Annotated in this window: 8 protein-coding genes; 6 read left to right on the forward strand and 2 right to left on the reverse strand. The window is 74.0% G+C overall.

Translation table 11 applies throughout. The annotated features are described in order from the left end of the window. The 5 genes from ACFVIM_RS26425 to ACFVIM_RS26445 all read left to right on the forward strand — a co-directional run. Nucleotides 1-1,239 (forward strand): 8-oxoguanine deaminase (locus ACFVIM_RS26425; RefSeq protein WP_384306033.1); only part of this gene is annotated, 1,239 nt, incomplete at its 5' end. Between the two features lie 799 nt (nucleotides 1,240-2,038). Next, nucleotides 2,039-3,490, forward strand: coding sequence for a nucleobase:cation symporter-2 family protein (locus tag ACFVIM_RS26430; protein WP_384306036.1), 1,452 nt, complete (start codon nucleotides 2,039-2,041; stop codon nucleotides 3,488-3,490). Between the two features lie 722 nt (nucleotides 3,491-4,212). Continuing rightward, nucleotides 4,213-6,327: a HEAT repeat domain-containing protein gene (locus ACFVIM_RS26435; RefSeq protein WP_384306039.1), complete on the forward strand. Its 2,115-nt coding sequence runs from the start codon at nucleotides 4,213-4,215 to the stop codon at nucleotides 6,325-6,327. Between the two features lie 467 nt (nucleotides 6,328-6,794). Then, entirely contained in the window at nucleotides 6,795-8,309 is a 1,515-nt protein-coding gene (locus tag ACFVIM_RS26440; protein WP_384306042.1) for a YfcC family protein, read from the forward strand. A gap of 153 nt (nucleotides 8,310-8,462) precedes the next feature. Beyond that, on the forward strand, nucleotides 8,463-9,416 hold the full coding sequence (locus ACFVIM_RS26445; RefSeq protein WP_384306045.1) for a fibronectin type III domain-containing protein: 954 nt from the start codon (nucleotides 8,463-8,465) through the stop codon (nucleotides 9,414-9,416). A 118-nt stretch (nucleotides 9,417-9,534) separates the two neighbouring features. On the opposite strand, the gene aceB is transcribed toward ACFVIM_RS26445, so the two are convergent. Next, entirely contained in the window at nucleotides 9,535-11,160 is a 1,626-nt protein-coding gene (gene aceB / locus ACFVIM_RS26450; protein WP_384306048.1) for a malate synthase A, read from the reverse strand. A 230-nt stretch (nucleotides 11,161-11,390) separates the two neighbouring features. Beyond that, complete coding sequence (locus ACFVIM_RS26455) at nucleotides 11,391-12,014, reverse strand: NTP transferase domain-containing protein (protein WP_384306051.1); 624 nt, start codon at nucleotides 12,012-12,014, stop codon at nucleotides 11,391-11,393. A 245-nt stretch (nucleotides 12,015-12,259) separates the two neighbouring features. Between ACFVIM_RS26455 and ACFVIM_RS26460 the strand changes: the two genes are divergently transcribed. After that, on the forward strand, nucleotides 12,260-12,547 hold the full coding sequence (locus ACFVIM_RS26460; protein ID WP_384306054.1) for a DUF5955 family protein: 288 nt from the start codon (nucleotides 12,260-12,262) through the stop codon (nucleotides 12,545-12,547). Nucleotides 12,548-12,639: the final 92 nt, after the last annotated feature.

The following is a 12,639-nucleotide window of genomic DNA, read 5'->3' on the forward strand; positions in this document are numbered from 1 at the left end:
GGGCCGACCGATTCGATCCGGCGGATCGACGGCACCGGCCATCTCGTCACCCCGGGCCTGGTCAACACCCATCACCACTTCTACCAGTGGCTCACCCGGGGACTCGCCACCGACCACCACCTCTTCGACTGGCTGGTGGCGCTCTACCCGACCTGGGCGCGCGTCGACGAAGCCATGGTCCGCGCCTCGGCGCGGGGATCCCTGGCGATGATGGCCCGGGGCGGGGTCACCACGGCGGTGGACCACCACTACATCCACCCCCGTGGCTCCGGCGATCTCACCGGTGCCATCGTCGGCGCCGCGGGCGAACTGGGGGTACGCCTCACGCTCGCCCGTGGCTCCATGGACCTGGGCGTCTCCGACGGCGGGCTGCCACCGGACTTCGCCGTCGAGACCCTGGACGGCGCGCTCGCGGCCACCGAGGCGGCCATCGACACCCACCACGACCCCGCCGCCGACGCGATGACCCAGATCGCCGTCGCGCCCTGCTCCCCCTTCTCCGTCTCCACCGCACTCATGCGGGAGGGCGCGGAACTCGCCCGCCGCAAGGGCGTGCGGCTGCACACCCACGGTTCGGAGACGGTGGAGGAGGCGGCGTTCTGCGAGGAGCGGTTCGGCATGGGGCCGACGGAGTACTTCGCGTCGACCGGCTGGCTCGGACCGGATGTCTGGATGGCCCACTGCGTCCATATGAACGACTCCGACATCGCCGCCTTCGCCCGGACGGGCACCGGCGTCGCCCACTGCCCCTCCTCCAACGCCCGGCTCGCGGCCGGGATCGCCCCCGTCGCCGACCTGCTCAGGGCCGGGGTGCCGGTCGGCCTCGGCGTCGACGGCACCGCCTCCAACGAGTCCGGCGAACTCCACACCGAACTGCGCAACGCCCTGCTCGTCCAGCGCCTCGGACCGCACCGCGAGGCCGCGCTCACCGCCCGGCAGGCACTGCGTCTGGGCACCCACGGCGGGGCCCGCGTCCTGGGCCGTGCCGATCATCTCGGTTCCCTGGAGCCGGGAAAACTCGCCGACCTGGTGCTCTGGCGGATCGACACCCTCGCCCATTCCTCCATCGCCGACCCGGTCACCGCCCTGGTCCTCGGCGCCCCCGCCCCCATCACCCTCTCCCTTGTCGACGGCGTCCCCGTGGTCGAGGACGGTCGGCTGGTCACCGTGGACGAGGACGCCATCGCCCGGGAGACCCGTGCCGAGGCCCGGCGACTGGCCCGCCTCACGGACCACTGACCGCTCCCTCTGATCCCGCCTCCCGATCCCTCCCTCTGTTCCCTCCCTTCCCGCACCGGCTCAGGTGCCCGTCGCCCGGCGAGCCCGGGATCCGCGCTCCGGCCGAGGGGGACGGCCCTCGGCCGGAACCTGGTGGCGCGCCGGGGAGACCGACCACATCCCCCTGGGTCTCCCCGGCGGCGAACACCGCGCCATGCCGTGTCGTCACCATGCCGTGTCGCCCGCCCTCCGGGCGGACGGGCGCCATGGTGACGACACGACCTACGGCCACCGTGACCCGGGGAGCGCGCCACGACATCCAGGTGGTGGCGCGTTCCTCAAGCGGTGTGCCGAACGCGCCACCCTGGTGGCGCGCCGAACACGCCACCAACGTCGCGCGGAGTCCACGCGCCCTCGTGGCGCGGACAACGCGTCACCCATGATGGTGCGCGCGCGTTCCTCCCCCGCGTTCCCTCCCGCCGCGCCCGCTCCGCCGTTCCCCGTCACCGACCGCCCTGGGGCCGGGGCCGACTCCCTCACCGTCACGCGACCGGCCCGATCCGCTGCTCGCGCACCCCTCTCCGTACCGCGCTCCGCCCAGAGCGCGGCGCCGGAACTCCGCCGTACCGGCGCATCCCCCGCACCGCGCCCGGCCCGTCCCCAGGGGCCGCGCCCCGCACACGCGGCGACCCGACCCGCCGTCACCCGGGGTACCGGACCCGGTCCGGCACCGTCCCACCCCGTACGACCTCACTGACACCCCGTCACCCTGTCGACCTCCACGTCCGCCCGTGACGTGCACCCGACCGGAGGAGCCGCCGTGGCCGCCGAGCCAAGTCTCCGCAAGGACCTCACACCCGACCCCCGGGCCGGGGCACCGGCCGACCGCGCGCACCCGGTCGACCAGAGCCTGCCGCCCGTCCGGCTGCTCACCAGCGGCCTCCAGCACGTGGCCGCGATGTACGCGGGCGTGGTGGCCCCGCCGATGATCGTCGGGCCCGCCGTGGGGCTCGACGCCACGGACACCGCGTTCCTGATGGGCGCGAGCCTGTTCACCGCCGGGATCGCCACCCTCCTCCAGACGCTCGGCTTCTGGAAGATCGGCGCCCGGCTGCCGTTCGTCAACGGTGTCTCGTTCGCCGGTGTCACCCCGATGGTCGCCATCGGGCGGGACCGGGGACACGAGGGGATCGCCGTCATCTTCGGCGCGATCATCGTCGCCGGGCTGCTGGGCTTTCTCCTCACGCCCTACTTCTCGAAGCTCATCCGGTTCTTCCCGCCAGTCGTCACCGGCACGGTGATCACCCTGATCGGCCTCTCGCTGCTGCCGGTCGCCTTCACCTGGTCACAAGGGGGCGCCCCGGGGACGGACGACTACGGTTCGCTCCGGAACATCGGCATGGCGGCGCTCACCCTCGTGATCGTGCTCGCCCTGCGCAAGCTGCTCCGGGGCTTCCTGCGGCAGATCGCCATCCTGCTCGGCCTGGTCATCGGCACGCTCATCGCGATCCCGCTCGGCATGACCGGCTTCGACGCGCTGGCCGACGCGGATGTGGTGGGCTTCCCGACCCCGTTCCACTTCGGGGCCCCGCAGTTCGAGATCGCGGCCATCATCTCCATGTGTGTGGTGATGCTGGTCTGTATGACCGAGTCCACCGCCGACATGCTCGCCCTCGGCAGGATCGTGGACCGTCCCGCCGACCGGCGGACCATCGAGGGCGGACTGCGCGCGGACACCCTGGGCAGCGCGCTGAGCCCGCTCTTCAACGGCTTCATGTGCAGTGCGTTCGCCCAGAACGTGGGGCTGGTCGCGATGACCGGCATCCGCAGCCGGTTCGTCGTCGCGGCGGGCGGCGGCATCCTCATCGTGCTCGGACTCTTCCCCGTCGCCGCCTCGGTGATCGCGCTGGTGCCGCTGCCGGTGCTCGGCGGCGCGGGGGTGGTGCTCTTCGGGACGGTGGCCGCCAGCGGTATCCAGACCCTGGCCACGGCCGCCCTGGAGAAGGGCGAGAACGGTGTGATCGTGGCGGTCTCCGTCGGCGTGGGGCTCATCCCGATCGCGGCGCCGGAGTTCTACCACGCCTTCCCCGAGGACGCGCTCGTCGTCCTCGACTCCGGTATCTCCACCGGGTGCATCGTGGCCATCCTGCTCAATCTCGCCTTCAACCACTGGGGCCGTGCGGAGGTGTCCGCCGCGGTGCACCCCCCGGCCGGGAGCGCCGCTGAGGCCGCGGCTCCCGCACCGGGCGCGCGCCCGGCGACACCGCGCTGACGGGCGACACCGCGCTGACGGGCGGCGTCGAGCGGGGCATCGCGTCGGCCTGGGTGCTCGGGCGTGGGTGTTCCGTCGGCTCGGGAAGGGGCGCGCACGCGGGGGCGTGCGCGCCCGCGTGCGCGAAGGCCCGAGGACGCCGTACGGGGTGGGCGGCACTCCCACGCCCGTACGGCGTCTGGGGACGGGACTCCGGTCGGCCCGAGGGGGTGGGGCCGGACGGAGCCCGGGGGTACCACGGCACCTGGGGGGCGGGGGTGACCGTGGTACCAGGGGACAGGCACCGGGCGGAGCCCAGGGGGCGGGTTCCACACGACGCCTTCGGGGGACAGGGGGTGGTGGCGCGGGGTGGGCTGCCGTGGTCAGGGTGCGGAGGGCCGCTCGGCGCCGCGCCGACGGCGGGTGGGGGTGTGGGGGGCTTGCACTGAACCTCCAGGTTCGGTCGCCTGTGGCGTCGCGTCGAGGATTGAACAGGAAGCTTTCCTGACAGTGCGAGTGCTTGCCCTGACCCTACGGGGACGATGCCTGAAACATTCTTCGGCGGTGCGGATCCGGCCATGCTCCAGCGGTCCCGGAGCGGGCCGCCGAGGCCGGAACCCGCCCCACGGGAGCGGGCGCGCCAGGTCGCCCACCCGGCCGACGGGTCCACCGGCTAACCCTGGTGACCAGGTGTCAGAGGCTCGGGGCCGGGTGCTGTCAGACCCCCGTGCCATGCTCGGACCATGGATCTCGAAGGGGTTGTGGCGGGGCTGGACCACGTCCACTGGACCGACCTGGAACATGCGTACGGAGAGGCGGAGGATCTGCCGGAGACCCTGCGCGCGCTGCTCGGCACGGAGGAGGAGTCGCGCGAGGCACTGGACGAGCTGTGGGGCAGCATCCTCCACCAGGGCACGGTCTACACCGCGACCGAGGCCGCCGTCCCGTTCCTGGCCCGCGCCGCCGTGGCCGGAGTGCGCCCCGCCGAGCTGCTGGCGCTGCTCGGCGGGATAGCCGAGAGCCAGGACCCCTTCGACGTGGCGCCCGACGCCTGCCGGGCCGCCGTCGTCGCCCAGCTCCCGCTGCTGGTGCCCCTGCTGGACTCCCCCGACGAGCGGGTGCGCCGGACCGTCGCGTGGACCGCCGGGGTGTCCGGCTCCGACCGGGTGCTGCCCGCACTGCGCGAACGCTGGCGGCGCGAGGGTGAGCCGGGGGTGCGGGCCGAACTGCTCGCCGCGCTCGCCCGGCTCGACCCCCGGGGCAGCGCTCCCGCGCTGGCCGCCGCGCTCACCTCCGGCAGCCCGGCCGAGCTGCGGATCGTCGCCGTGCTGGCCGCGCTGGACTCCGGCCGCGCCTGGACACCCCGGCACCGGGACGCCCTGTTGGAACTGCTGCCCGCCGGGCCCCGCGTCGCCGGGCGGCTGGACGACGAGCGGGCCGAGCCCCTGCGGTATGTGACGGAGACACTGCTGCTGCGGGACACGGACGAGAACCGCGCCGCCGCGTTCGGGCTGGTCGAGTCCGCGCTCGCGCTGCCCGACCCCGAGGCGCGCAAGGAGGCGCTCTGGGCCGCGGAGCACGCCTGCATGCTGTCGCGGGCCGCCCCGGCGCGGCTGGCCCCGGCGGTGGTCGCGCTCCTGGGGGATCCCTGCGCCCCCGAGGCCGCGTTCCTGCTGCCGGTGCTCGACCGGCTCGGGCGCCACGCCGCCCCGGCCGCGCCCGCGCTCGCGGCCCTCGCCGCCGAGGGCGGGGAACTGGCCGACCGGGCGCTGGCCCTCCTGGTCGAGCTGGCCCCCGACCGGGCCGCGCCGCTCCTGGCCCGCGATCTGGGTGCCCGGACCAGGGCCCTGACGGCGGCCTCCGGCGGCCACCGCCGCGCGGCCGTGATCCCGTACGCCCCCGAACTGCTGAACGCGGTACGGATCCGCCTCACCGCGCCCGGCGCGGAGGAGCTGACGAGCGCCGAGGCGGACCGGCTGCTGACCCTGGTGATCCGGTGGGGCGGCGTGGCCGAGGCGGCGCTGCCGGAGCTGACGGCGGTTCTGGAGCGCTTTCCCGCGCGGGTCCCGGAGGCGCTGGTGGCGGTCTGTCCGGCGGGGCACCGGGACGCGGTGGCGGCCCGGCTGCGCCGGGCGGCCGGGGCCGGGGAGCACCGCCGGGCGGCGGCCGAGGCGCTGAGCCGCCTCACCGGCGAGACCGGGCCGCTGCTCGACGCGCTCGCCGAGGCCCTGGCGGAGGGCGCCTCCCCGGACACGGCCCGGGCGGCCGGGGGTCTCGGCGCGGCGGGCGCGCCCCTCGTGCCCTGTCTGCGGCTCGCCCTGACGCCTCCGGGCCGGGGACGGGTCGTGCTGGCGATGGAGACGGACATCGAACTCGCCCTGGCGCTGTGGCGGCTGACGGGGGAGTCGGCGGAGGCGGTCAAGACGGTCGGGGGCGTGCTCGCCGAGGCCGGTGAGGGCGGCGCGGTGGAGTGGTACCGGGGGCCGAGGATCCGGGCGGCCCGGGCGGCCGGACTGCTCGGGGCCGAGGCGGCCGCGCTCGCCCCGGCGCTGCGGGCGATGCTCGCCGATCCGCGTGAGGTCCCGGCGGCCGTGCGGGCGCTGCGGGCCATACCCGGCGAGCTGCCGGGGGCGCTCTCGACGGCCGCCGCCGCCGATCTGCTGCTCGGCGCGGTGGAGCGGCACGCGGCGCCGGAGGAGGCGCTGGAGACGCTGGCGGCACTGGGGCAGGAGGCGCTGACGGCGGAGGTGAGGGAACGGCTCGGCGCCCTGGCGGAGCGGGATCGACGGGTGGTGTACGGGAAGGTGGCCGAGGACGAGCGGGTGGTCGACCTGGCGCGGACCTTGCTGGCGGGGTAGCCCCGGGCCCTCCGGCATGCCTGCCCGCCGTGGTCCGCCGATGACTCCGGAGCCCGTGACACACCCCCGGGCCATGCGCGCGACAGAAGGAGGGAAGCCCCACCGACCCCGGAGGCCGGGAGCCCCGTGCCGGGCCACCGAACCCCTCGTCGGCGCCCCGCCCTGCCCGGCGGCACCCGGCGTGCCCTGGGGGGGGGCACGGCACAGGGTGCCCGGTCCGGCCCGATCCCCGCGCGCGCATCTCACCGGTGCCGGGGCCCGATCCCCGCGCCCGCCGCGTACCGCGAGCGGCGGTTCGAGGGTGCGGGGCGTGGCGGGGTGTGGTGGATTGGGGTGCGGGGGCCCGGCGGACAGGCACGAGGTACGGCGATGGCTCCGACGACCAGGAGCGACGCGGGCGACCCGGATGACCCGGGCGCCCCTGGCCGCGCTCCCCGCGGTGGCGCTCCGGCCGCCGGGGGACGCCCATGACGGTCGGCGCGCCCGAGAAGGGCGCCGGGCGGCGGCGGTTCGTCTTCCCCAGCGCGCTGACCGTGCTGGCCCTGGTGACGGTGGCGGTCTGGGCGGTGGCGTTCCTGATCCCGCCGGGGGAGTACGACCGGGGCCCGGACGGCGCCCCCGTCCAGGGCACCTACCACCCGGTGGAGAGCGGACAGGGCTTCACCGACCGGCTGCGGGACCTGCTCCTCGCGCCCGTCAACGGCCTCTACGGCATCCGGGATCCGCGCACCGGCACGGTCGGTCCCGACCTGACGGGCGAGCTGTACGGCAGCGCGGGGGTCTTCCTCTTCGTCCTCGCGATCGGCGCGTTCATCACCGTCGTCTTCGCCACGGGGGCGCTCGACCGGGGCATCGCCCGGCTCGCCCACGCGCTGCGCGAGCGCGGCGCGCTGCTGATCGCGGGCGTGATGCTGGTCTTCTCGCTGCTCGGCACCGTCGAGGGATTCGCCGAGGAGACCCTCGGCTTCTACGGGCTGATCGTGCCGCTGGTGCTGGCGCTGGGGTACGACCGGATGGTGGCCACCGGCACCATCATCCTGGGCGCGGGCATCGGGGTGCTCTGTTCCACCGTCAACCCGTTCGCGACGGGGGTGGCCTCCTCGGCGGCCGGTATCTCGCTGGGGGACGGCATCGTGCTGCGGGCGGCGATGTGGGTGGTGCTGACGGCGGTGACGATCGCGTATGTCGTCCGGTACGGGCGGCGGGTGCGGGCCCGGCCCGAGCGCTCGCTCTCCGGGTTCCTGCCCGGGGACCGGGAGATCGCGGCGGCGGGCGCGGGGGAGCCGCCGGAGCTGACCCGGCTCCAGGTGGTGGTGCTGGTGCTGGTGGCGCTGGTCTTCGCGTTCATGATCTTCTCGGTGGTGCCCTGGGCGAGCGCCCTGACCGGGAACGCGGACGCCCGTCCCTACCCCTTCGAACTCGGCTGGTCCTTTCCTCAGCTCGCGGCCCTCTTCCTGGTCGCGGCGGTGCTGGTGGGCGTGGTGGCCCGGCTGGGGGAGCAGCGGCTGAGCGCCACCATCGTCCAGGGCGCGGCGGACTTCATCTCCCCGGCGCTGGTGATCGTGCTGGCCCGGGGGGTGACGGTCATCATGAACAACGCGCGGATCACCGACACCGTGCTGCACTCCATCGAGGGGGTGGTCCAGGGCACCTCGTCGGGGCTCTTCGCCATCCTGGTCTTCCTGGTCAATCTGCCGCTGGCGTTCCTGATCCCCTCCACCTCCGGCCATGCCACCCTCGCGATGCCGATCCTCGCCCCGCTGGCCGACTTCGCGGGCGTGTCCCGGGCGCTGGTGGTCACGGCCTGGCAGGCGGCCAGCGGCTGGATGAACCTCTGGGTGCCGACCACGGCGGTGACCATCGGCGGGGTCGCCCTGGCGAAGGTGGGCTATGACCGCTATCTCCGTTTCGTCTGGCCGCTGTTGGCGATCCTGGCCGTACTGATCTGCGGCTTTCTGCTGCTGGGCGCGGCCTGGGGCTGAACGGGAGGACCGGGTGGTCTGAACGGGAGAACCGGGCGAAAGGTCAGATCCGTTACCGTCGGGTGCCGTTGGCCTACCGGATGGGGCTTGAAGTCGTCCCACGGCTATGGCCATATAGGTCTGGACCAATCAACCGTTCGCGGAGGTTCGACCGTGCGACGTCCCCCCACCCTCCCCACGTTGGTCTGCGCGGCAGCACTCCTGCTCACCGGCTGCGGTGGCGGCGAGGAGCAGGACAACAAGGCCCCCACCACCCCCACCGGAGTGACCGCGCAGGCGGGCAGTGCCACCTCCGTCCATGTCATGTGGACGGCGGCCACCGATGACCAGTCCGTCACCGGCTACGAGGTCTTCCAGAAGGGCACCCGGGTCTCCACCCTCCCCGGGAACAAGACCATGGTCGACATCGACAAGCTGTCGCCCAGCACCGCCTACAGCTTCACCGTCCGGGCCAAGGACGCCCAGGGCAAGCTCTCCAAGCCGAGCGCGCCCGTGTCCGTGACCACCCCGGCCCCCACCCCCGACGACAGGAAGCCCCCCACCACCCCGTCCGGGCTCACGGGCGCGGTCGCCGGGCAGAAGGCCGTCACCCTCTCCTGGGCGCGCGCCACCGACGACATCGGCGTCACGGCCTACGACGTCTACCAGGAGGGCACCCGGATCCACAGCGTGCCGGGCACGGCGACGAGCGCCCGGGTCACCGGGCTGCGCCCCGGAACCGTCTACACCTTCACCCTCCGCGCCCGTGACGCCGCCGAGAACTCCTCACCGGACAGCGGATCCGTCGATCTGACCACGCCCGCCGCCGCCGGCGCGGGCCCGAACACCGCCCCGACCGGCCTCACCGCCACGGCGAAGAAGGGCAGTGTGGAGCTGCGCTGGTCCCCGCCGAAGGCCGATGGCGCGATCGAGTCCCATGAGCTGTACCTCAACGGGAAGTACGCGACCACCATCGTCTGGGGCACCATGCCGACCGGCTCCACGGCCTCGTACACGATGACCGTGAGCGACCCGCCGGGCACCCGGTACAGCGTCAAGCTCCGGGCGAAGCTCCCCGACGGCAAGTGGGGGGACTTCTCGGCGCAGCGCACGGTCATCACCCGCTGACCCGCGCTGCCCGCGCTCGCGGCCCCGCCCCCCCACAGGGCGCTGACCCGTGCTTCCGGACCCGCCCCGCAGGGCGCGGGCCCGGAAGCGCGGGCGTATCCGCCCATGACTCCCGGCGTCAGCCCGTCAGGTGGTCATAGGCGGGCAGGGTCAGGAAGTCCTCGTACCGCTCGTCGAGGGCGACCTTCAGCAGCAGATCGTGGGCCTGGTGCCAGGAACCGGCGGCGAAGGACTCCTCCCCGGCCTCGGCCCGGATCGCGTCCAGCTCCTCGGCGGCGACCGAGCGGACCAGCGCGGCGGTGGCGCGCTCGCCGTTCTCGAACACCACGCCCGCGTTGATCCACTGCCAGATCTGGGAGCGGGAGATCTCGGCGGTGGCCGCGTCCTCCATCAGGTTGAAGATGGCCACCGCGCCCAGCCCGCGCAGCCACGCCTCGATGTAACGGATGCCGACCGAGACGGCGTTGCGCAGCCCGGCGGAGGTCGGCACGGCCTCCAGGGAGTCGATGGCGATCAGATCGCCCGGCGCCACCGAGACGTCCTCACGCAGCCGGTCCTTCTGGTGCGGTTTCTCGCCCAGGACCGCGTCGAAGGAGGCCATGGCGAGCGGCACCAGGTCCGGATGGGCCACCCAGGAGCCGTCGAAACCGTCGGCCGCCTCACGGTCCTTGTCCGCCTTGACCTTCTCGAACGCCACCTTGTTGACCTCGGGGTCACGCCGGGAGGGGATGAAGGCCGCCATGCCGCCGATGGCGTGCGCGCCGCGCTTGTGGCAGGTGCGGACCAGCAGTTCGGTGTAGGCGCGCATGAAGGGCGCGGTCATCGTGACCGCGTTGCGGTCGGGCAGCACGAACCCCGGCCCGCCGTCACGGAAGTTCTTCACGATGGAGAAGAGGTAGTCCCAGCGGCCCGCGTTGAGACCGGAGGCGTGGTCGCGCAGTTCGTAGAGGATCTCCTCCATCTCGTACGCGGCGGTGATGGTCTCGATCAGCACGGTCGCCCGGATGGTGCCCTGGGGGATGCCGAGCCGGTCCTGGGCGAAGACGAAGATGTCGTTCCAGAGCCGCGCCTCCTGGTACGACTCGGTCTTGGGCAGATAGAAGTACGGTCCCCTGCCGAGCTCCAGCAGGGTGTGCGCGTTGTGGAAGAAGTAGAGGCCGAAGTCGGCCAGCGCGCCCGGCACCGCCGTACCGTCGCCGTCGCGCAGATGGCGTTCCGGCAGATGCCAGCCGCGCGGGCGCATCACGACGGTCGCCAGCTCGTCCGCGGGCCGCAGGGCGTAGGACTTGCCGCTGCCCTCGTCGGTGAAGTCGATCCGGCGGGCGAAGGCGTCCTTCATATGGAGCTGGCCGAGGACCACATTGGACCAGGTCGGCGAGGAGGCGTCCTCGAAGTCGGCCAGCCAGACCCGGGCGCCGGAGTTGAGCGCGTTGATCGTCATCTTGCGGTCGGTGGGTCCGGTGATCTCCACCCGGCGGTCCTCCAGCGCCGGGGGAGCGGGCGCCACCCGCCAGGAGTCGTCCGCGCGGATCGCGGCGGTCTCGGCCGGGAAGTCCAGCGTGGAGGTACGGGCGATCTCCTCCCGCCGTCCGGCGCGGCGGGCGAGCAGTTCGTCCCGGCGCGGGGTGAAGCGCTGGTGCAGTTCCGCGACGAAGGCGAGGGCGGCGTCGGTGAGCACCTCCTCCTGGCGGGGGAGCGGGGTGGCGTCGACGATGGCCAGCGGGGACGGCGCTGGTGCGGACATGGGCGGTCACTTCCTTCAGCGGCGGTACCGGGGGTCGGGTGCGCTCGCGACATCCGCCGCCGACGCGGGCGGTGGCGACCGTTCGGGTCGGCGCGATGTCGATCATGATTCTGTTTGGTGGATAGTAGTTTCCTCATCGTGGAAGTACAAGGTGTGTTGATATCGAGAGAACGGGTCCGGATACGGCCCTCCGGGCGCGGACACGCCCGGGGCGCCCCGGTGCTCCTCGCTCAGGGGCCGCCGTCCGGGCCCGGGTCCAGCCGGGCGAGATCCCCGGGGGTGTCGATGTCGTACGCGTCGGCCACGTCCCCGCACTCGACGAGCCGCAACTCCGCCGCCCGTGCGGCGAGATAGGCGCGCGCCCCGCGGTCGCCCACCGCGCTCGCCGCCACCGCCCGCCAGTGGTCGGCGCCGAGCAGGACGGGATGGCCGCGTACGCCCGCGTACACCGCCATGGCCAGCGCGTCGCGGGCGGCGGCGGCGCGGACCCGGCCGACGGCGGCCGCGCCCACCCCGGGCTGGTCGACCAGGCAGACCACGGCGGCGTCGGCCCCGGTGGCGGCGAGCGACTCCAGGCCCGCCCGCAGCGACGATCCCATTCCCTGTGGCCAGTCGTCGTTGACGACGACCGCGCAGCCCGTCAGGTCCGCCGCCGCGCGCACCTGGTCGGCCGCCGCGCCCAGGACGACATGGACCGGGCCGCAGCCGCCCGCGCGCAGCGCGTGCGCGGCGTGTTCGACAAGGGGGCGGCCCGCATGGGTCAGCAGCGCCTTGGGGCGGCCGCCGAGCCGCCGTCCGCCGCCCGCCGCGAGCAGGAGTCCGGCCACCGTCGGCTGTGTCGATCGATCGGTCATGTTCTGTGCTTACCCGATGGAGAGTGACCGTTTGGCGCCATCCGATGGGCGTTGTAGAGCCAGCGTCCTGATTTCGGGCGGCTGAGTGGCGCGTATGGCACCCCATGGCGTTAACTGGCGCGCAACTCAGGGTGGTTGACCGTCGACGGTCGGTCGTGCGCGCTGAGGTGTGTGCGAGGGGGAATGCGGTGTTGCGGGGAGTGGAACAGACGTCGTTGGCCGGGAACGGGAAGGATCCCCGGGTGGTGGCCCTGTCCGCCGCCGTCGCCCGGTTACGGCGAGAACTGGACGGTCGCCCGGGGAACGGCCCGGATCTGGCCATCGCGGAGGAGGAACTCACGACACTCGACTCGATGGTGGCCCGGGGGCGGTACGAGGTCCCCCGGATGCGGCGGTCCCTGCTGCTGATAGCGGGGGCGATCGGGTCGGTGAGCGCGCTCGGCCCGGCCCTGATGGAGGTCCGCCGCGCGGTGGACCTCTTCGGGGAGGTCCCGGTCCGGCGGCCGACCGGCCCGCCGGAGCCGCCCGGATAGCGGGTGCGAGCGGCCTCCGTCGGCGGGGCGCCGGGCCGGTGCGGCGGCGGCGCCCGATCGCGGCGGGGCGGGGCATGTCGCCTGGTCCGGTC

The sequence above is a fragment of the Streptomyces sp. NPDC057638 genome (genome assembly GCF_042800315.1).
Taxonomy (GTDB): Bacteria; Actinomycetota; Actinomycetes; order Streptomycetales; family Streptomycetaceae; genus Streptomyces.

Excerpts from the sequence above, each read along its gene's own strand:
- ACFVIM_RS26435 (WP_384306039.1), top strand. The coding sequence starts at position 4,213 with ATGGATCTCGAAGGGGTTGTGGCGGGGCTGGACCACGTCCACTGGACC.
- ACFVIM_RS26440 (WP_384306042.1), top strand. The coding sequence starts at position 6,795 with ATGACGGTCGGCGCGCCCGAGAAGGGCGCCGGGCGGCGGCGGTTCGTC.
- aceB (WP_384306048.1), bottom strand. The coding sequence starts at position 11,160 with ATGTCCGCACCAGCGCCGTCCCCGCTGGCCATCGTCGACGCCACCCCG.
- ACFVIM_RS26455 (WP_384306051.1), bottom strand. The coding sequence starts at position 12,014 with ATGACCGATCGATCGACACAGCCGACGGTGGCCGGACTCCTGCTCGCG.